The following is a 19,297-nucleotide window of genomic DNA, read 5'->3' as shown; positions in this document are numbered from 1 at the left end:
AATGCCATTTTTGATGTCAAAGAGCGATTGCGTACCTGGCATGAGTTAGTTATTTTGGGGTTCTTGCACCAGAATCAGGATATAAAATTAAGCAAGCCGCCTATTTCTGACCAAGAGTTTTTAGAGGCCTTAAGAAAAATTCCAACGACCATTATTAACAACCATATTGAAGCCCGGTAATTTTTGTAAACTCGCATTGCCAAAAGATAAATTACTGAAAATACAGCAGCACCCCAGGAACATGAATAAATAACTTTTTTGTTGGGTATGTTGTTTGTAGAATCGCTCTGGTTGTGGGATTCATGTGGGTTTTCATATGTAAAAGACTGAGAACTGCTAAACTTATTTGAGCCCAGTTCTTCATAATACTTTTCATCATAGGCTTTCCTGTTAATTGGATTGCTTAATACTTCATAAGCCTCGTTTAATAATTTCATTTTTTGTTCATTGCCACCCACGTCCGGGTGGTACATTTTTGCAAGTCGCTTATAAGCCGCTTCTATTATTTCTTGACTGGCATTAGGACTTACCTGAAGTACTTCATAATAATTAATAAAATGCTGCACTTTTATAAACCACCTACCACTAAAAATAAAACAGGTAAACACAGGTAAGATTTTTATAGTTATAACTGGATGGAATAAAATTATTTCGTTGGCAATGTACACAAATATTGCCTGCGTACCTCCAAATATAGCGAAATATATTGCTTGCTGTATTCTTTTACACCTACATTCCGTGACTGCCAGTCCAATTTTAGTTCGAGGAACTTAGAAGCATGCTTTTCCCATGCCACGTTTTCTAGATCATCCCAAATAGTCACCATGTAAGCACCCTTTGGCCAATCCGAAGGGTGTTCTTCAGCTACCAAAGCATTGCGACGATATGATTCTTCAAAGCATTAAAAGGGTTTGGGTTTGGTCGCACCGCCCCAGAAACTGCATCGTGATAATATGTGACTTCATCGATACGGAATAGCGGACGACGAAAAGCCCATAAAAACTTTTTTGGGTTAAACATAGCTGTTTGGTACCCACCACGTGGAACTCGGACGGTTGAAATGCAATATAATCCTCCCGTTGGCCGATTTGTAACAAAATCGACGGGGGTATGATGAGGTGATTTCCGACCTTCAAACTCCAAAAATTCCGCTTCTAACAGTGTTTGAGCAGCTGCCTCAGCATTTCTATCATCTAAAAATAGTTGCGCGTTGGATCTGCCTTGCAACAGTCTCACCATCCAGCCCAGCATGTTGATTTTTACCTCATAGCTGGGATGTTCTATATTGATGTAGTAATTCCTGCCCATACCGCAAAATATTACTTATGTCAACGGGGGTTCCCTTGTAACCCGGATGTGTATGGAGAGGAAGGGTTTTAAATAGGCACTCCCTGGCCACCCTTGGCTCGGACCGGGATACCCAACCCACTCGGTAACAATTACCATTACCGCTAGCTTATACCAGTATACCATTAATAGCGTTCGGCATCGTCGCCGATCGCCCGCTTCACCTGTGGCATAATAAAAGGGTTGAGCAGATATAGTGTATACTTGGTGATCACTATACAATCGACCAACTTTGTAGAATAAAAAAGCGGCCAGGTTTTCAGGCCTGGCCGCCATGTCACACTTTTAAGGAAGCACATTTTCATCAGCATAACACCAATTGCCGGTTTCAAGTACATGCAAAATTTCTTCCAGGTCATTATACCTGTACCATAAAGATTTTTGTAAGTCGGTAAGTTCAAGATCACCAATTTGCTCTGGCCTTAATGTTGCAAGAAGCTTTTCCCAAACACTATCCAATTTCCGCGTCACTACATCCATAATCTCTTCCTGCGACATTACCTTTACCATTGAAGAAAACCTCCTTGTAGGTTTTTGTAGATGAGCTTTAAGCTCATCTCTTGCTACCAATATACCAAATAGAATTACCATTGTCAAGAGCTTTTTTCTCATTATAACACGATAATTTCTTTTCTGCTTGCGCTTAAGTGTTAAATATGGTAGTATAGTATTGGAGGTGATGTTATGGCTATTACATGCCGTTTATCAGCTATTCTAGGCGAACGCCGATTAAAAATGATTGATGTCGCTAGAGGAACGGGACTTGCCAAGAATACCGTTCTTACCCTTTATCATGATCGAGTAAAAAGAGTCGATTACGCCGTCCTGGATAAACTCTGTTCATTCCTCAACTGCCAGCCGGGGGACCTGCTGGTCTACGTACCGGAAAACGGTAAAGCCGGTGACAAGGAGTAATGGAAGAATGGGCGTAAAAGAGAGCGTCTACCTGGATACTTCTGTACCAAGTGCATATTATGATAGCCGTGACCCCAAACGCCAGGAATTAACAAGGGAGTTGTGGCTTAAATTGCAGGGATATAGGGTTTATATCTCTCCCCTAGTCCTGGAAGAGTTAGGGAACGTATTCAATACGGATCTTAAAGCCATGCTCCTTACCCTGGTAGATGGTTTTGAAGTACTGGCCTTGAATGATGAGGTTTTGTCGTTAGCCGGGAAATATGTAGCTGAAGGTATAATTCCGGCCAAATATGAAGATGACGCTTATCATATCGCTGTAGCGAGCGTTAACGGCATAGACTATCTGATAAGCTGGAATTTCCGGCATCTGGTAAAAGTAAAGACCCGGCGTTTAGTAAACCTGGTAAACCTTAAAGAAGGTTACAAGCCGATTGAAATTATCGCTCCACCAGAACTATAAGGAGGTGCCTTAAATGTTTACCTATTTTGATGTTGAGAAGGTCGTTAAGTCCACAGGGATAAACGCCGCTGATTTTGATCGCTTGGCGAAGGCAGTCAGGCAGGAGTTTCCAGATGACGAGATGATGTTTGAACTTCATCTTATGCGAGCTATAAAGGCCGAATCAAAGACTGATTCCCTACAAGCCTCTACAATGGCCTACAAGGCCTCTTTATCACGCCGGTAATGTTTTCTATTAACCATAAATTTTAAGAGGCCTTGCACCAAACGATATAAATGGTAAATATGGTAAAATAAGGGAATAATGATGCCGAAAAGGAGAGGCCACGGGGAAGGAACGGTTTACCAGCGGCCTGACGGGCGTTGGACGGCGCAAATAACTGTAGGCATTGACCATGAGGGGAAGCAGAGAAGGTTAACCCTTTACGGCAAGAGTAAAAAGGAGGTCCTGGAAAAACTGACCCAGGCCCTTTACCAGCAGCAAAATGGCGGCTTTATTGAGCCGTCGAAAATTACCGTCTAGTAATGGCTAAATCGCTGGCTTACTGATTATGCAAAGCCCCATTTGCGGCAGAGCACATGGGAAAGCTACGAAACGGTTTTAAGGCTCCACGTTATTCCTACTTTGGGTAGTATGCCGCTGAAGAAACTCCAACCGGCTGATACACAACGGCTTTATGCATCTAAACTCGAAAGCGGTTTATCGCCGACCAGGGTGCGCTATATCCATGTTGTTCTCCACGAGGCCTTGAGTCAGGCAAGGGAGAGCGGGTTAATTCTACAGAATCCGGTTGAGGCCGCTAAACCGCCGCGGCATCCGAAAAAGAAGGTCCAACCGCTAAACCCCGAGCAAGTTAAGCGGCTGCTGGAGACAGCCAAGGGGGATACTCTTTACCCGGCGTTTTTGCTGGCTTTAGGAACGGGCCTGCGGCGGGGTGAAATATTAGGTTTGCGCTGGCAGGACCTTGATTTGCAGAAAGGCACTCTTCAGGTACGCCAGTCACTGATACGCACAAGGGAAGGTTTTAAATTCGAAGAGCCGAAAACCGAAAAGAGCCGGAGGCAAATACCTTTGCCGCCGAGCGTAGTCGCCGCATTGAAACGACATAAGGCATGGGTGAACCAGAATAAACTCATTTTCGGTTCTGACTACGAAGACCACGACCTGGTTTTCCCTGTGGAAAACGGCAGGCCTCGTGATCCTAAAGGGTTTGCCGATCACTTCAACCGCTTGCTGGATAAGGCTGGCTTGCCGCATATCCGGCTGCATGACCTGCGGCACACCCACGCTACTTTACTACTTCTTGAGGGTGTTCATCCCAAAGTCGTTCAAGAAAGATTGGGCCACTCCACGGTTAGCATAACCCTGGACATTTATTCCCATATCCTGCCGGGGCTACAGGAGAAGGCGGCTGAAAGGATTGACGGTTTGCTGCGATCAAAAGAAAACCCTTCCATAAAGGAAGGGACCATAAAGTAACATCCAATATTACCGGGGCCGCCACCTCGGTTTTTCATGCCTTCTGAAGCAAATAGCAGTAAGATAGCAGTCAATCAACCATAAATTGTAAAACCGCTTTATCTTTAAAAGGCCCTTCGGGCCTTGATTTTCCTGGTGCGAGAGGCGGGACTTGAACCCGCACGGACCAAAGGTCCACGAGATTTTAAGTCTCGGGCGTCTGCCAATTCCGCCACTCTCGCAAGCAAAACATATTATATCATAGAGTCGCCGGGTTATTCAATACTAAAATGTCAGGGTAAAATGACGTTGTTTTTCGGGAAGTACAACGTGGGCAGTTATTCTTAGGCACCGGGAGCGCAGGCCAAGCATTTTTCCTGCACATAAAAGATGCCCCCGGCGGTAGCCACCGGTCGTTCGGCCACCGCCATCCTGGCTTCGGTAACAACGACTGTATCACCGTTATGGATGACCATCCCCCGGCAGGTAACCACCTGGCCAGCTTTTACCGGCCGCAGATAACCCACCTGCAGGTTCAGGGTCACCGCTTTTTTGCCGGTAGTCCGTACAGCAGTACCCATGGCCAGGTCGGCCAGGGCTGCGTAGACACCGCCATGGAGGGTTTGCCAGGGATTAAGATGCCTGGGCAACACCTTTAACTCTACCACACTCCGGCCCTGCTCTATCCGGGTGATCTTGATTCCCAGGAATTTGGCCAGGGGATTCTCAGGTAATACAAAGGAGCGCCATTTATCCGTACCCATACCTTCAGGCCAGAAAAAATCCCCTTCCATGGTGCCACCCCTTTTGCTATAATTGAGTTCAAAATCAGGTGAGGAGGGGGTTCCTATATCTAGTTTACAGGAACGTATCGACCGGTTGCAAGAGGAAATTGCGGATTTGAAGCGGCGTTTTCCGGCCCACTCCCTGAAACCGTCCATGTTTCAGCAGCTGGAAGACCTGGAAGAGGAACTGGAGGAATTGCTCTGCCAGCAAAAAAAGGAACAATTACATCCTAACAGTTAGCCCTTCCTATGTCAACTTCTGGCTAGAGCGCCATGCCGTTGTGGCCCATTATTTTTCCGGGAAAAGGGGCCAAACTCTGTTGGTGTTAAATAAAATAAGAAAGCCATCCTGCTGTCAAGCAAGATGGCTTTTTAAGTTTGACCAACCTGGAGGCGCGGGCCGGATTTGAACCGGCGCATAGCGGTTTTGCAGACCGGAAAGGGCCGTTTGTATAGATTAGCGAAGTTTGCAAAGCTTTGTCCTGACTGATGTTGTTAGTATCTTCCAGGATGAAAATGGGTCATTTTAGGATTAATTTTGAGGTGTTTGCTCCCAAATTGCTCCCACGGCATCGCAAGGATGACCGCCGATATTTGAACTGCGGGCCGGAGTGATTGTAAAACATTTTGAAGATCATAAACGAGATTCCCACCTTGCCAGGAATAGGGCTGTTGGCTGCCGCTTCCTGCCGGGTCTCAAAATATTTGGTGATTCGCTTCGTCCGATCTGTAGCAGATAAATGCCTGCGCCATCCAATTGCCGATATTTTTATGCCCAATAATCGCTTCTTCCCCGTAGCCGTGCTTTGCCATTGTCCAGCACCTCCTATCAAAACAGTTTAACCAGACTTAGAATAAGTTTGGCCAAGACCAGTCCCGAAATACCCAAAGTGACCCAGGACAGCAAGATAATCCTGTCAAGCTTCCGTTTCATTTCTTCCATCACGTCCATCATTTTTTCCCCCTTCCAAAATTGCCAGGGCTGCGTTTACGGCCGCCTGCACTCGCTCATTTTGGTACTTACCCTTTAACCTGGCAAGTTCCCTGGCCGCCTTTCCCACTTCGTCCTGCGGAGGCTTACCGGCAGGCCGTTTCCGGTAAAGCTCCGCCACCAGACGGGAATACTCGGCTTCGTCCGGGACTAACCGCCTCAGTTTGGCCGCCGCCTTCTCCGGCGTGCTGCCCAGGTAGACGCCCTTCGATTTGGGTCTCTTCTTTTCCCGGTCGTAAAGGCAGGTCTCAAGATAAGCATAGTAGCCGCTAACTAAGGGTTTCCAAACTATGCAGGCCATGCACTTCCCCCTTGCTACAGGATTAATTTTTTCTCATAGATATTATAAACGGTATCCATAAAAACGGTCAAGTTGAAATATTCGATGGATTATTCCTTGATTATTTAACGAGCCGGTCAAAAGACGGCAAAAAGAAAAGCCTGGAGCGGGCTTGACCGAAAGGACTTTACACCAGACACATTTAAAGGCCGTTTTGGGCCGGTCTGGCGGCAGGTAAGTAAAAACCCCTTAGCCGGTAGTTTTAAGCCGTAAAATTGGGCCTCTAAGGCCTGCAGACAAGCCATTAAAGCCGTCCTGCCCACATCTTAAACGAAAAACCCCTGTAGCAGATACAGGGGCATTGATGTAACAAGGCAGCATTTCGCAAAGCAGACCGCTGGCTTCCACCTCATTGCGAATCACCACCTGAATCCCGGCCTTATGCCAGAGATATTAATTACTTGAATCCCCATTCTCCTGCCCACCATTCCCACTCCTTGGCACTACCGTACGCCCGGACCGCCGCGTAGATATCCGGGAACTCCTTGGTGTAACCCCCGTAATAGTTCGCCGCATAAGGGTTGTTGGAGTAAATCACGCCGGGCGTTGACCAGCTGAAGAGCTCCTGGAGAAACCCTCTCTTTGTCAAGGCCGTCGCCTCCACAGCAACTGTGTGGTCGATAGTATGGACAATTACCCAGGCGTGTTCCCCAAGGTTTTTGTCCCACGGGCACGGGCCGGTGACTATGGATGCCTTAAAGCCGGAGATGGTTAGCGCCCACTGGAGCATGGCGGAAGAATCGGAGCAGTCAAAGATATTTTTTTCGTATTTACGTGGAAGGCGAAACCTGTTTAAGAAACTGTTCAGATCCGCAGATGTGTTCTGATAATGCCCGTAGGGGCTGGTTACCTGGTAGTATGTTTGCGGGATTTGAACAGCCGGGTCGTCCAGGTGAATAGTCTTAGTCGTGCTGCCGCCTCCATTGGTGGCGATAATGGAGATTTCCTTCACTGGCTGCAAAGGCAGCGCAAGGGAATAAGAAAAGTTCCCCGCATGGTCAGGGGTTAACGGGACTTCGCCAGCCCATGCCGTTTTCAGCCTGATAGCCGTCCCCGGTTCTGTCCGGCCGTTGACAGCCAGCGTAGAAGAATGAAGCCGGGCATTCTCAACAGGAGAGTAAATCTGCAGGGCAGGTAATTGCGGCCTGACCTGCTGTGGTACCTGCGCTGATTCAGGTCGAACCAGCGCAGTATAGGCCTGCCTTGCCTGGGGGGTAATCGCCTGCGACCGCCAGGCCATCCCGTTACGGGCAATAAACGCCCCTACGTAAAACGCCACCAGCAACACCAGCCACGCGCCGAGAGGAGCGAGACCCCATGCCGAATACCGGGCCCGCAGTCTTTCCTTTTCTTCGCTTGGTTCGGGCTGGCTTTTTTCTTTGCCGCCTTTAGCCGAAGGCAGGTTGAGGGGTCGGGTTTCCTCCAGGGCCGCAGATATCTCTTCCATGGCTGGCAGGGGTTTGGTATCTTCTAGAAGGCCAGATTCCTGCCTCCTACTGGCAGAGGGCTGGATCTCCTGGGATGCCCTTACCTCTTCCCCTTCGGAAAGCCCACGGCGGCCGCAGGTCGGACATACTAGCTCTACTGTGCCATCGCTCCAGACCATTATGGCAGCGCTATGCCCTTGAGGGCACTGTGCCGGATGGCTACCCACCACCCTGGCCCCATCCTCTTTCCTTTGGCCTTCCTGCATGTTTAGAAGGCCCTGGATACGCTTCCGTGTTTCTGTGTCAAGATCCTCAAACTTCAAGGGCATAAAAGCCACCCCCACATCCTGGCCTACCTCTCAGACCACAACCGAATGGTTTGCTCGCTCCTATACTCCTTTTCGGCTTCCTCGGCCAGAACATCTAGGTTGGCAGCGTGAAACCAGTCCAGAAGCTCTTCCTTGGAGAAGCACCACTGGTTACCGATTTTATGGGCCGGTATCTTGCCCTTCTTGGCATACTTCCGCAGGGGGGTATACTCGCTTATCTTCAACATTTTGGCTGCTTCCTTGGCTGTGAGTATCTCCAAAGGGATCACCTCCAGCTATAGGGTACTATGCAACGGCCCAGTTAGCAATATAGATTTCGCTGTAGCACTCTTCTATCGCAAGCGCGAGGCGGTTGGAGTAGGAGAGCCAATATCGACACCTGTGCCAATGCGAGTCCCGATTATGTAAAAGCCTATTCTTTCTTCGTGTACCGTTTTATAAATTCTTCATCTAGCCCTCCATAGACCCGTTGTCTCTTGGAACTCCATCCTTGGGGAGCATCGAAAATATATATCTCTTCGTCCCCGTCCTCGTCCTCTTCTTCGTCTTCATCACCTTCTTCCCAATCGTCTTCCTCACTATCATCCTCATCGACTTCCCAATCGCCGCAAGCGTCGTTTCCGAGGTTACTCCTACAATATGGACAACGTGTAGCATTAACACTAATCAATTCATCACAAAATGGGCAAATATCCATCTCTTTTACACTAATAACAGTTGCATCCTTTGCTCTGACTCTTATAATGTAATGACGCCATTCCTTTGGCTTGTTAAACAATCCACCATATCTAGTCCAAATAATGTGTATAACATATATTGCTAAATTGGCTGGGCCTTTAAGGTCGATGTCCTCAATATGCCAATGCCATTTATTGGCATGCCAAATTGAATACTTTGGACGTGTTGCATTTACTATTGCATTTACGATTCTTTCTTTGATTTCTTCGGGTTCACCACCCATCTTTTTCCCTTCCTTCGTGCTTTGTTAATGCCATCTACCTTCTTGTACCTTCTTGGCTGCACATTTTCCCCTGGGGGAAGGAAATTTAATACGCGCCTCAGAGAATCTCATAGAACGTTGGTTTCTCGTTGTCAGAAACGGTTGACTCACCGATTTTACATCCGGTGGCAGTAGTCTCAACGAAGTAGTAGTTGACGCCCTGATACGGGTAGTAACAAAGGCCAGATCCTGCCCTATCGGGCGGGATCTGGTCCGAGGAAAAGCCCACGCCCACTGCGGCATGCCCCCAAAAGCCCAGAATGACCACAGGATAACTGAGCTTCTTAAGTATGGCCGCCAGCAGCACGGACTTGTTGATGCAGTCGCCGCCGTTGGCGATAACCTGGGGTGGGTACTCAGTGTTGGAAGGAACGATTTTGTAAGGTATCGACTGAACAAAAGCGGCGATGAATTCCGCCCTGTGGAAAGTATCGTAACCCTGGCTTATGGCCGCCTGGTTTAAGCGGTCAGCCACATAGCCGATATACTCTGAACTTGTCTTGTCCCGCACCAGCATGGTGGTCAGGATATCTATGGGGACCTTGAAAGGGGAGCCGGTTAACGCCAGGCTGCCAAGCCACGTTAAAGGATTTCCTTGCTGAAACAAGATCCACAAAGGGAACTTGACGATTTTTTCTGCCTCCTCGTACTTAAGCGTAGTCTCAGGCACCTCAATAGTCCAGCAAAACTGCTTTCCCTCATACTCCCAAGCGTAGGTGTTTCGGACCGTTTTAACACCGCTGTGGTAACGCAGCGGGGGTAAGGCTATTATCTGCACCGTTTGGCTGGGTGGGCTTTCCCCGACCGAATTTATTGCTGTTACATAAAAATAAAGCGTATTGTCACCAATAACTTCCGAAACGTAGCGGGTTCCTTGAACCGTGGTCCACAGGTGCCCACTCCACGACTCGATTTCCGGTAGCCATGTATACCAATATACTTTATAAGCCGTGGCATTTTCAACGGGATTCCAAAAGAGGTTTATTTTTACAACCGCGCCTCCGTAATCGGCACAATTCTCTGTAACCAACTGTAATCCTGTGGGGGCTGCTGGCACTTGCGCGGAAGGCTGGGTAAGAGGTATAGGCTGATTGCCAGGCTGATTGTCGGAAAAAGATATAACCACCTGCTGCCTTTCAGGGTTCCAGTCCACCCCGGCGTCCAGGGTCTGGGCAATCCATCGAAAAGGAATCATGGTCCGGCCGTTGACAATTTCCGGGGCCACATCCATTATGATAGCATTACCGTTTTTCAGCATGACGTAATTGCCGATGGTCAACTGGACAACCTTATTGCCTTTGAGCAGGATGACTTTACCGCCGGTGTATAGAATGTTTTCCGGGGTGACGCCCATGGCCTGGGCAGCATACCTTACGGGAACGAAGGTCCGGCCGTCCTTGGTGTACGGGGCCACGTCCATAGAAAACTGCTGCCCGTTGACGGTGTAAGTTATGCTCCCGATGGTGAATATTGCCGTTTGTCCCGCCGCTCTTAAAGGTAGAGGCAATAAAGATAAAATTCCGACCAAAACGACCAAAGATAGGAGAAAGGCAAGTATTTTGGCTTTCATTTAGTTCGCCCCCATGTTCAGTTTCTTCCCCCATTGATCCACGTTGTTAAAGCGTAAACTTTTTCATCAGCTAGTAGTTTTAAGCCGCAAATTGGAGCTGTAGGGCCCGCTCTTGTGCCAGAAGCTGTCGCTTACTTGAATCCCCATTCTCCTGCCCACCATTCCCACTCCTTGATACTACCGTATGTCCGCGTTGCCGCATAGATATCCGGGAACTCCTTGGTGTAACCCCCGTAATAGTTCGCCGCATAAGGGTTGTTGGAGTAAATCACGCCGGGCGTTGACCAGCTGAAGAGCTCCTGTAGAAACCCTCTCTTTGTCAAGGCCGTCGCCTCCACAGCAACTGTGTGGTCGATAGTGTGGACAATTACCCAGGCGTGTTCCCCAAGGGTTTTGTCCCACGGGCACGGGCCAGTGACTATGGACGCCTTAAAGCCGGAGATGGTCAGCGCCCACTGGAGCATGGCGGAAGAATCGGAGCAGTCAAAGATATTTTTTTCGTATTTACGTGGAAGGCGAAACCTGTTTAAGAAACTGTTCAGATCCGCAGATGTGTTCTGATAATGCCCGTAGGGGCTGGTTACCTGGTAGTATGTTTGCGGGATTTGAACAGCCGGGTCGTCCAGGTGAATAGTCTTAGTCGTGCTGCCGCCTCCATTGGTGGCGATAATGGAGATTTCCTTCACTGGCTGCAAAGGCAGCGCAAGGGAATAAGAAAAGTTCCCCGCATGGTCAGGGGTTAACGGGACTTCGCCAGCCCATGCCGTTTTCAGCCTGATAGCTGTCCCCGGTTCTGTCCGGCCGTTGACAGCCAGCGTAGAAGAATGAATCCGGGCATTCTCAACAGGAGAGTAAATCTGCAGGGCAGGTAATTGCGGCCTGACCTGCTGTGGTGCCTGCGCTGATACAGGTTGAACCAGCGCAGTATAGGCTTGCCTTGCCTGGGCAATCGCCTGCGACCGCCAGGCCATCCCATTCCGGGCAATCATTGCCCCTATGTAAAACGCCACCAGTACCACCAGCAATGCGCCGAGAAGAGCAAGGCCCCATGCGGAATCCCGAGCCCGCAGTTTTTCCTTTTTTTCATCATCCCGCATAACCTCAGTATCTTCCATCTTCTTTTTATCTGGGACCTGCATAACCGCTGTGCTTTCCATTGTCTCCTGGTTTAAAAGCTGCAATATCTTCTTTTTTGTCTCCGGATCCAAGTCTTCAAGTCTGATATGCATTCCCGTTGCTCCCCTCTAAAGCGTCATGAGACTGGACAAATTTTCGGGTTAGGATAGTTTGCGGGAATCCATGTTACTCCAATATTCCACCCTGGCACTGTAGATTCACAGAAATAGTAATTTATGCCTTTATAGGAGTAATAGACAAGGTTGCTTCTATCTTTTGGAATGGTAGGCCACGGCAATCCGATGCCAGTAGCAGCATGGGGTCCTTTAGGCGTTGAATCAAAAGATAAGACGCAAACAGGGTAATTAAGGCTATGCAAAATAGCTGCTAACAAAGTTGATTTATTTATACAATCACCACCGTTAGCAATTACCTGTGGTGGATATTCGGTGTTTTCATTTACCAATCGGTACGGAATTGATTGTACAAAGCTGGCAATAAATTCAGCTTCGTGAAAAAGGTCGTAACCCTGGCTTATGGCAGTTTGATTTAATATATTTGCTACGCTACTGATGTATTGAGAAGAGGTTCTATCATGAATTAAAAGGTTTGGTACTTTTTCTTCCGTAATTCCTGCTCCGAAAATGCTTTTTAAGGCATTGATTATTGATTCTTGCTTACGCATGAGGCTAGGTATTTGATAGAATGCCTCCTGTTCTAATATTGAGAACGGTACATCTATTGTCCAACTAAACTGCTTCCCCTCATATGTCCAGGTGTAGGTATTTCGGATTATTTCAACGTTGCTGGGATAGCTCAGAGGGGGCAAAGTAACTACGTTGGACTGAACATTTATTGAAAAACTATTTGTGATCGTTGCTCCGGCCGAATCTGTCACGGTTACGGTAAAATAATATGTGCCTGGGATATTTGGTGTACCGCTAATTGTCCCGTTACTGGACAGTGTTAATCCTTGGGGAAAAGCGCCTTGCGTTATTTGGTAAGTATAAGGTGATGTCCCGCCACTGGCGTTAAAGGTGTAGCTATATGGCTGGCCTACGGTCGCATCCGGTAAGGTGGCATTCGGTAATGTGAGAGGACTTGTCATGTTGTTAATAGAGGTTCCTGAACTGGGTGTTTGCGAAGAATTTTCTTGATTTACTCCCCATGGAGGCGGGGTTACCTGTATTATTTGGCTTGGTGGGCTTTCCCCGGCTGAATTTACGGCAGTAACATAAAACTCCCAATTACCAGGTCTTCCTAAGTTACCCGCATAGGTGCCGGTATAACTATTTATCTTTGTTTCAATAAAACTAAAGTTATTGTTAGGTATCCATGAAGCTGTACTATATATCCTATATGCGGTCGCGTCATTTACGGTGTTCCATGAAAGGGTTATATGGTAGTGGTTGAAAACACTTTCCGGGAAAATACTTTTTACATAGAGTCCTGTCGGTGCTTGGGGTACCTCGACAGTAAGCTGGTTGATAATGGTAGTCGGATTAGTTTGAATGACGGATTGACCTTCGGAAAAAGAAATGACCACCTGCTGGCTTTCAGGATTCCAGTCTACTCCGGCGTCCAGGGCCCGGGCAATCCATCGGAAAGGAATCATGGTCCGGCCGTTGACAATTTCCGGAGCAACATCCATGATGATGGCATTACCGTTTTTCAGCATGACGTTGCTGCCGATGGCCAACTGGACGGCCTTATTGCCCTTAATCAGGGTAACTTTGTCGTCTTCATACAGGATGTTTTCCAGGGTGACGCCCAGGGCCAGGGCAGCGTACCTTACGGGAACGAAGGTCCGGCCGTCCTTAGTGTACGGGGCCACGTCCATAGAGAACTGCTGCCCGTTGACGGTGTAAGTCGTGCTCCCGATGGTGAATATAGCCGTTTGTCCCGCCGCCCTTGAAGGTACGGCGAACGAAAACACAAGCGTCACTAAAGACACCAGAAAGGCAAGTATCCTGGTTTTCATTTACCTCACTCCCCCCCTGGATTTTTCCAGATCCGCCTTCCTGTTCCGGATTTATTTGCCGAAACGGTAATAGGACAATTTATTCGCTTTTAAAAGACGCATGATGGTATTTCTTGAAATTTTTAGATAGCAATCACCTCTTTGATCGTCAAAAAGTCGTTGTCCAAAATATACCACTTTCTTACCAACATTATCTTCTATGCACCATTTTAATCCATTCTTGTTAACTGTGAAGTAAAGTAGTGGTACTTTTTTAAAAAATTTTTAACGTATTGCCTGTTACGGGAAGAGACGGGCCAAGTCCCCGTCTCTTCCCTCGTCTTCGCTTCGCTTTTACTTCCGCCTCTCTGCTTTACAAACCTTGTTCTATTCTTTTGATTATCTGTCTCCTTCGTGTTTTTTTGCTGTTCTATTCTCTTCTCCCCTTCTGTGATCCGTCCCCAACCCAAAAACCATTAAACCCATGAATCCCCACAAAAGGAAAAATAAAAGACTGCAAGCAAAAATTAAAAATACAAACGTTTCTTTGCTAGAAAACCCCATGGCTACAACCTCCTGCAGGCTATTTGCTGACAACAACCAAATTTAAAGACTTATAGACTAACGGTACTGACTAATAGTCTTATTCGACAGACCACCAGGCTATTCCTTCTTGCCTGATGGTCTAGGAAAATAAAAATTGAGTGCTGCGATATACTTTGGCTCAGGCAGTTAAAATATCATGGAGCAAGGCTGGTGGGAACGTGAATGAAAGGCGGCTTAGGCTAGGGGCCCGTTTGCGGACGTTACGGCAATCCCGGGGCTTGACTCAGGAGCAGTTAGCTGAACATGCTGATCTCCATCCAACCTATGTGGCGAAAATTGAAGCGGGTATGCGACTTCCAAGCCTTGAGGTGCTGGAACGCCTGGCCGCCGTCCTTAAAGTTTCCCTGGCGGCTATCGTGGAGGCAATAGATGAAGATGCCGGACTGTTGTCCTCTCCTGATGAGCAAGTAGCCAAAGAAATGGAAGTACTTCTCCGGAGCTGCAGTAAGGGGCAAATAAGCCTTGTGCGAGATTTTGTCGCCCTAATTAAACGCTATGAGGTTAGCGAAAGTTGAAGAACCACCCGATATAGAGCGAGAGGAAAGATGGTCCCCATAGATGAAAAAAGGGTGGACACCCAAAAATGCATTAGAGAGATCTCTCTATTTACCCTTTACATTTGGCTGTTTATATACCAAAAGAAAACTTTTCGACCTGTGCGGTTAGGCGTACCATTATATACCATATATGGCGACGTTACCCGAGTGAGACTGTAAATATCGGCTATAGTAATAGCAAAGAAAGAGCATCTAACCGCTAAAATGATTTTTTTCTATTCTTTGAGGCGGGACTGGCGACGTGAGCGTTGCGTTTCGGCCCAGATAATCAATGAAGATGATGCAATCTAATGTAGGGAACGGTTAACTACGATCCTATGGGAAATTGTGGTACGTACAACCGCACAGGTAGAAACTTTTTCCTATATGGCATTTCACCGGAATGCAGGATAGGATTTAAGGGTTGATCGTTTTAAAAAAAAATTTTTGTAAAAGATACCATAATAACTGTAAAATTCCAGTTAACAAAACACGTCTTATGTTAAATGGTAAATACTGGTATAGAACGATTAATGTTGAATTTTTTTTTGGAAATTTTTTTTGAAGAAAGGAAAAAGGGAAAAGGGGAAAGAGGGAAGAGAATGGGAAAGGGAAAAAGGAAAAAGAGTAAAGATGGGAAATAAAGATTAAAGATTAAAAAATGTTCCTGGCCCATGAGAAATATTTGGAAGCAAATTTTTAACAATCGTTTCCGCCAGCCGCTGCCGGACCAGCGCGTCAGCCGCCAGCAGGTAAAGAGAAGGCGGTTCCGGTTCCGGTCTGAAGAAACCCTGAAAAATCCCGTTATTTGCCTGAATGGCAGCCGCCATTTGATTCAGGGCCATCTTGCAGAAGCAGGCCAGCGCCGCTTCCGCCGGGGCCGGGGCAGGCTCCATCACTTCGGCTATTCGGGACGCCGCCATCACCTCAAGCCTCCGGTTAACGGGCTCAAGGGCCGCGTCCATGACAGGATCGGGTGGTGGCGATGGCGGTTCCAACTCCGGCTGGGCCGTCAACTTTTGCCGAATGTTATGTTTATCAAAGGCAGTTTCCGAGGGGTAAGTGTTGCCTGCCTCCGTTGCCTTACCGTTGCCCAGGCAACGTTGCCTGCCGTTGCCTGGCACACCGTTATTAGGCCGTGGCCCCGGGTTAAGCCAGGAGGTCTCATCCTGAGCATCGTCAGATGGGATGTAGTAGCCCTCCGAGGTCCTGGCAACGACCCCCTCCTTCGCCAGCCGGCAAAGTCGGGAACGCACCCCCTCCGGGGTCTTTTTCAAGGCCTTCGCAATTTCCGCCGGTCGCATAGGCCGATTTTCTTTTTTTAGCAGGGTCAAGACATCCATTTCAATCCCTCCGGGACAAAACTGGGAAGGATTTTATTCCTTCCTTTGTTGCAACGACGCCTCGCTTTCCTGCTTCAGAATCTTCGTTACCGGCGCATTTATAGCTTTCTCCTCCAGGGACACGGCTGCGCCGGCTTCCGGCACCGCGCCGGCCTCTTCCTGAACCATGCAACGCAGTTCGGCGATGATTTCATCGCCCTCGCGCCGCAGATTCACGAGCTTACAGGAACAGAGATTTGAAAATTCACCGGTCATCTGTGTTCGCCTCCTTCGCTAGTAATTATAGCATGGATTAACCGACCATATACTGGATTATTTTTTGTCGTACATATATTGATGGGCGGACTCGGGGGTGGTATGATTTTCGTAAGACAATAAATAAAAGGGGTATCCGCCCATGGCCGAAGCTCGCTGCCACACCAGCGAGGACCTCCTGCGCCTACTGCTTCAGCAGCTACCGGGGCAGTTCGTCCAGGTGGGCAACCAGACCGTAGTCCGTCACCTGACCGAAGAGGAAAAACGCCGGCGGGTGGAAACACGCCAGCGCCTGGAGGAAGAGGCCCCAGCCCTGTGGGCCGGGCTTGTCCGGGAGAACGAGCGCTTCTACCGGCGCGACGGCTACCTGGATGTGGAGCTGGACAAAAAGGGCCGTCCGCGCCGCAAGCCTCTGGGGCGCGGCAGACCACGCGCGCCCCAGCCCAAGAAGAAGACCATCACCGTCCGATTGGACCAGGCCACCTTTGACAAGCTCCAGGATTACTGTAAGACAAAAAATATCTTAGCCTCTGAAGCAGTGCGCCGGGCCGTCAGGCTGCTGCGCTAGGGGCTATTTGCGGCCAGAAAGAGGAGCGGCCTAAGCCAGGCATGCTTGTCTTCTCCGGCCCGCTCCGCTTCGCTCCGCGGGCCTCCGTGGGGGATTTTGCTTACGCCTTAGACGCTCCCCGGACAGGTTGAAAATCAGGTCCGGAGCCGCATTTCCCCACCCCTGGAGACCTTAGTGCCAGGGAGTGGCAAGTAGAATCATTTTTGTTGTCATTAGGAAAATCATTGACCGTCCATCGGTTCGTATCCTACTTGCAGTCCCGGCCGAATTCGCTTAGAATCAGGGTAAGGCGATGTGCGTTCGGGATATCCCGGTATTATAGCTGGGACATGTCCAGTTTCTGTAAAAGAAAGGGGCATATACAGTATGGAGTTTACCGATGAGCAACTTTTAGCGGTAGCCCGGAAATACAACCTCATACCCGGGAGTTTGAAGTCAAAAGTCTTTTGCCTGTTGGAGCAAGGGTACACCCTGCGGGAGATCCGTTTTCTTCTGCGAGGCTACCGGAACCCGCAATCCCCTCAAACTTTCAGTAACTCCCTCCGCCGCTACGCTGCCACGTGGAAGGAATTGCAGGCCTTTTCTGGTCAAAAGAACCTCCCTCACGGGGCGTTTACCCCTGGTACTGCCAGGGCGAGAGGAGGTGCGTAATATGCAACGTGGGTTCAAGGTCATCCTGGAGTGGGACAGGGAGGCCAATGCCTATCATGTATCCGTGCCGGCATTGCCAGGGTGCTTCACCTATGGCCACACCAGAGAGGTAGCACTAGAGAGGGCACAGGAGGCCATCCAGGGCCATATCAAAGGCCTGAAGCTGATTGGTGAGCCCGTGCCGGAAGGAGATGTGGATATTGACGAGGTAATGGTGAATATTACGTGACCAGGTTACCACGTATTTGTAGTGGTAAATATTGAGGGCAGCCATTACCAACTGTATCGCCCCGGGAAAGGGCTCGTCACTGTTGCGGTCCACTCTAAAGAGATATTGCCGCCCAAGACCCTTAAGAGTATCCTGAGGCAGGCAGGGCTTACAGTCGAGGAATTGATTGAGCTGCTTTAGCTACTACCAAACCTTTAAGTTGGCCAGCTTGTGCGCCCGCTTCGCGGGCGCTTTAAAGGGCAGGGCTGGAAGAAGAAAACCGGCCCGGGCGATGTTAGCGTTCCTGGCGGGAAAGCAACAAGGCTGCGTTCCAGTCCTTTACTCCAGCTGGTGGCAGGAGGAGCGCTACTTTATATTGCATTGCCTTAAGCCTTACCCCGAATTCCTCTGCCGCCGTCTGGCCGGGCTTATCGCCGTCAAAGGCCAAAATTACCGTCTTTATCTTCTGCCATTCCCCCAGAAACGTGGCCAGTGCCTCCCACCGGAGCCCGTTCAAGCTTACCAGGTGGTGGTCCTGAAGGTAGGGCTTCAAACTGACCAGGGAGAGGGCGTCGATGGGGCTTTCGCAGGCCACCACCAGCCGGCCCTGCGTTTCCGGGGGGTAGTGCCAGGGATAACGGCCATTACTGCCAGGGGCCATGCCCTTGAAATTTGAGGCTGTTCCACGCAGGAAGGCCCCTCGGGGGCGCCCAGCCTGGTCATAGCAGGGGAAAACACAGTTACCTTTCCCATCCTGGAACAGCAAGCCTTTGGCAAAGAGCCAGCCCACAAAAGAAGATGGCAGGCCCCGGGTCTTGGTCAAGTAGGCGGCAACCCGTCGGTTGTCGGGGGCGCGCTCAGGCAGGCGAAATTCATGGTCGGCATGGGGTTGGTGAATAGGCTCGAGTGATTGATGTTGACCCGGTTGACCTAAGAGTTCAGTTATGGCTTCTTCGAAGGATAACCCCCAAACCATTGTGGCGAAGTCAACTGCGTTGCCACCTTTGCCAATGGCGAACCAGTAAAAATGATTTCCCTGGACCACAACGCCTCCAAAACCTGGAAGTCGCCAGTTGCCACTCCCTTCGTAATGCAGGGGATAATTTCGGGCTCGTAAGTAGCTCACAAGGTTAACCCGTCGAGCCTGGCAAATTTCCTCTTGACTAAATGGAAATGCCACATCGTCACCTCCAGCTTTTTCCTTCCAGCCCCGCAAAGGAGGACTTTCTTAGAGTCATGCAACTTTACAATGTTACAACGCTGCAATGCTACAACACAATATTACAACCCTGCAACATTGTAATTTAACAACCTTACAATTTGGCGTTTACCGTTGTTATATTATATTAAAGATTCCGGTGCAAAAACCCCCTAAAAATCCTTCCAAATCGACATAATATAGCAGGAATATTTGCCATCATGGCGAAT

General features: G+C 48.8%; 24 protein-coding genes, 1 tRNA gene and 1 pseudogene. 11 read left to right on the top strand and 15 right to left on the bottom strand.

Annotation, left to right across the window (positions count from 1 at the left end; genetic code table 11):
- Positions 1–74: 74 nt before the first annotated feature.
- The 3 genes from SDD30_RS16165 to SDD30_RS16155 all read right to left on the bottom strand — a co-directional run bounded on the left by SDD30_RS16165 (position 75) and on the right by SDD30_RS16155 (position 1,857).
- The gene (locus SDD30_RS16165) at positions 75–668 is read right to left on the bottom strand and encodes a J domain-containing protein (protein ID WP_434075966.1); all 594 of its coding nucleotides are present in this window, start codon (positions 666–668) and stop codon (positions 75–77) included.
- A 196-nt stretch (positions 669–864) separates the two neighbouring features.
- Positions 865–1,251, bottom strand: a complete 387-nt coding sequence (locus SDD30_RS16160) for a hypothetical protein (protein WP_434075965.1) — start codon at positions 1,249–1,251, stop codon at positions 865–867.
- Positions 1,252–1,632: 381 nt separating this feature from the next.
- On the bottom strand, positions 1,633–1,857 hold the full coding sequence (locus tag SDD30_RS16155) for a hypothetical protein (RefSeq protein ID WP_434075964.1): 225 nt from the start codon (positions 1,855–1,857) through the stop codon (positions 1,633–1,635).
- A 174-nt stretch (positions 1,858–2,031) separates the two neighbouring features.
- On the opposite strand from SDD30_RS16155, the gene SDD30_RS16150 reads away from it, so the two are divergent.
- The 6 genes and pseudogenes from SDD30_RS16150 (at position 2,032) to SDD30_RS16125 (ending at position 4,205) form a co-directional block, all read left to right on the top strand.
- Entirely contained in the window at positions 2,032–2,262 is a 231-nt protein-coding gene (locus SDD30_RS16150) for a helix-turn-helix domain-containing protein (protein ID WP_434075963.1), read from the top strand.
- Between the two features lie 7 nt (positions 2,263–2,269).
- Positions 2,270–2,725: a type II toxin-antitoxin system VapC family toxin gene (locus SDD30_RS16145; RefSeq protein WP_434075962.1), complete on the top strand. Its 456-nt coding sequence runs from the start codon at positions 2,270–2,272 to the stop codon at positions 2,723–2,725.
- A gap of 13 nt (positions 2,726–2,738) precedes the next feature.
- A complete protein-coding gene (locus SDD30_RS16140) occupies positions 2,739–2,951 on the top strand; it encodes a hypothetical protein (RefSeq protein WP_434075961.1) in 213 nt (70 codons plus the stop codon).
- An 81-nt stretch (positions 2,952–3,032) separates the two neighbouring features.
- Positions 3,033–3,248: a hypothetical protein gene (locus SDD30_RS16135; RefSeq protein WP_434075960.1), complete on the top strand. Its 216-nt coding sequence runs from the start codon at positions 3,033–3,035 to the stop codon at positions 3,246–3,248.
- 15 nt (positions 3,249–3,263) lie between these two features.
- Positions 3,264–3,395: pseudogene (locus SDD30_RS16130) on the top strand (N-terminal phage integrase SAM-like domain-containing protein); the annotation flags it as partial.
- A 45-nt stretch (positions 3,396–3,440) separates the two neighbouring features.
- Positions 3,441–4,205, top strand: a complete 765-nt coding sequence (locus tag SDD30_RS16125) for a site-specific integrase (RefSeq protein WP_434075967.1) — start codon at positions 3,441–3,443, stop codon at positions 4,203–4,205.
- A 133-nt stretch (positions 4,206–4,338) separates the two neighbouring features.
- On the opposite strand, the gene SDD30_RS16120 is transcribed toward SDD30_RS16125, so the two are convergent.
- Positions 4,339–4,426, bottom strand: a tRNA-Leu gene (locus SDD30_RS16120).
- Between the two features lie 102 nt (positions 4,427–4,528).
- Positions 4,529–4,978 carry a PaaI family thioesterase gene (locus SDD30_RS16115; protein ID WP_434075959.1) on the bottom strand — a complete coding sequence of 150 codons (450 nt, stop codon included), beginning with the start codon at positions 4,976–4,978 and terminating at the stop codon, positions 4,529–4,531.
- 106 nt (positions 4,979–5,084) lie between these two features.
- Here SDD30_RS16115 and SDD30_RS16110 point away from each other — a divergent pair, with 106 nt between their 5' ends.
- Positions 5,085–5,210: a histidine kinase gene (locus SDD30_RS16110; protein ID WP_434075958.1), complete on the top strand. Its 126-nt coding sequence runs from the start codon at positions 5,085–5,087 to the stop codon at positions 5,208–5,210.
- 676 nt (positions 5,211–5,886) lie between these two features.
- On the opposite strand, the gene SDD30_RS16105 is transcribed toward SDD30_RS16110, so the two are convergent.
- From SDD30_RS16105 to SDD30_RS16075, 7 genes are all read right to left on the bottom strand, one after another.
- Positions 5,887–6,261 (bottom strand): hypothetical protein, encoded by a 375-nt coding sequence (locus SDD30_RS16105; RefSeq protein WP_434075957.1) that lies wholly within the window; start codon positions 6,259–6,261, stop codon positions 5,887–5,889.
- A 436-nt stretch (positions 6,262–6,697) separates the two neighbouring features.
- Entirely contained in the window at positions 6,698–8,056 is a 1,359-nt protein-coding gene (locus SDD30_RS16100; protein ID WP_434075956.1) for a hypothetical protein, read from the bottom strand.
- 23 nt (positions 8,057–8,079) lie between these two features.
- A complete protein-coding gene (locus tag SDD30_RS16095) occupies positions 8,080–8,316 on the bottom strand; it encodes a helix-turn-helix domain-containing protein (protein ID WP_434075955.1) in 237 nt (78 codons plus the stop codon).
- Positions 8,317–8,468: 152 nt separating this feature from the next.
- A complete protein-coding gene (locus tag SDD30_RS16090; RefSeq protein ID WP_434075954.1) occupies positions 8,469–9,017 on the bottom strand; it encodes a hypothetical protein in 549 nt (182 codons plus the stop codon).
- Between the two features lie 97 nt (positions 9,018–9,114).
- Positions 9,115–10,626, bottom strand: a complete 1,512-nt coding sequence (locus SDD30_RS16085) for a copper amine oxidase N-terminal domain-containing protein (RefSeq protein WP_434075953.1) — start codon at positions 10,624–10,626, stop codon at positions 9,115–9,117.
- Between the two features lie 131 nt (positions 10,627–10,757).
- On the bottom strand, positions 10,758–11,855 hold the full coding sequence (locus SDD30_RS16080) for a hypothetical protein (protein ID WP_434075952.1): 1,098 nt from the start codon (positions 11,853–11,855) through the stop codon (positions 10,758–10,760).
- 23 nt (positions 11,856–11,878) lie between these two features.
- Positions 11,879–13,723 carry a stalk domain-containing protein gene (locus SDD30_RS16075; RefSeq protein ID WP_434075951.1) on the bottom strand — a complete coding sequence of 615 codons (1,845 nt, stop codon included), beginning with the start codon at positions 13,721–13,723 and terminating at the stop codon, positions 11,879–11,881.
- Positions 13,724–14,406: 683 nt separating this feature from the next.
- Here SDD30_RS16075 and SDD30_RS16070 point away from each other — a divergent pair.
- Positions 14,407–14,823: a helix-turn-helix domain-containing protein gene (locus SDD30_RS16070; protein WP_434075950.1), complete on the top strand. Its 417-nt coding sequence runs from the start codon at positions 14,407–14,409 to the stop codon at positions 14,821–14,823.
- 668 nt (positions 14,824–15,491) lie between these two features.
- On the opposite strand, the gene SDD30_RS16065 is transcribed toward SDD30_RS16070, so the two are convergent.
- Together SDD30_RS16065 and SDD30_RS16060 are read right to left on the bottom strand one after the other, a co-directional pair.
- Complete coding sequence (locus SDD30_RS16065; RefSeq protein ID WP_434075949.1) at positions 15,492–16,187, bottom strand: helix-turn-helix domain-containing protein; 696 nt, start codon at positions 16,185–16,187, stop codon at positions 15,492–15,494.
- Between the two features lie 33 nt (positions 16,188–16,220).
- Complete coding sequence (locus SDD30_RS16060) at positions 16,221–16,442, bottom strand: hypothetical protein (protein WP_434075948.1); 222 nt, start codon at positions 16,440–16,442, stop codon at positions 16,221–16,223.
- Positions 16,443–16,584: 142 nt separating this feature from the next.
- Here SDD30_RS16060 and SDD30_RS16055 point away from each other — a divergent pair, with 142 nt between their 5' ends.
- The 3 genes from SDD30_RS16055 (at position 16,585) to SDD30_RS16045 (ending at position 18,070) form a co-directional block, all read left to right on the top strand.
- Positions 16,585–17,010 carry a hypothetical protein gene (locus SDD30_RS16055; RefSeq protein WP_434075947.1) on the top strand — a complete coding sequence of 142 codons (426 nt, stop codon included), beginning with the start codon at positions 16,585–16,587 and terminating at the stop codon, positions 17,008–17,010.
- A gap of 652 nt (positions 17,011–17,662) precedes the next feature.
- Entirely contained in the window at positions 17,663–17,890 is a 228-nt protein-coding gene (locus tag SDD30_RS16050) for a type II toxin-antitoxin system HicB family antitoxin (RefSeq protein WP_434075946.1), read from the top strand.
- 21 nt (positions 17,891–17,911) lie between these two features.
- Positions 17,912–18,070: a type II toxin-antitoxin system HicA family toxin gene (locus tag SDD30_RS16045; RefSeq protein ID WP_434075945.1), complete on the top strand. Its 159-nt coding sequence runs from the start codon at positions 17,912–17,914 to the stop codon at positions 18,068–18,070.
- 94 nt (positions 18,071–18,164) lie between these two features.
- Here the strand turns inward: SDD30_RS16045 and SDD30_RS16040 are convergent, their stop codons facing one another.
- On the bottom strand, positions 18,165–18,995 hold the full coding sequence (locus SDD30_RS16040; protein ID WP_434075944.1) for a DUF3991 domain-containing protein: 831 nt from the start codon (positions 18,993–18,995) through the stop codon (positions 18,165–18,167).
- Positions 18,996–19,297: the final 302 nt, after the last annotated feature.

This window comes from Moorella naiadis (nom. illeg.) (genome assembly GCF_051020825.1).
GTDB classification, from domain to species: domain Bacteria; phylum Bacillota; class DSM-521; order Neomoorellales; family Neomoorellaceae; genus Neomoorella; species Neomoorella naiadis.
The sequence above is the reverse complement of the archived record's forward strand: the minus strand, read 5'-3'. Positions and strand labels throughout refer to the sequence as shown.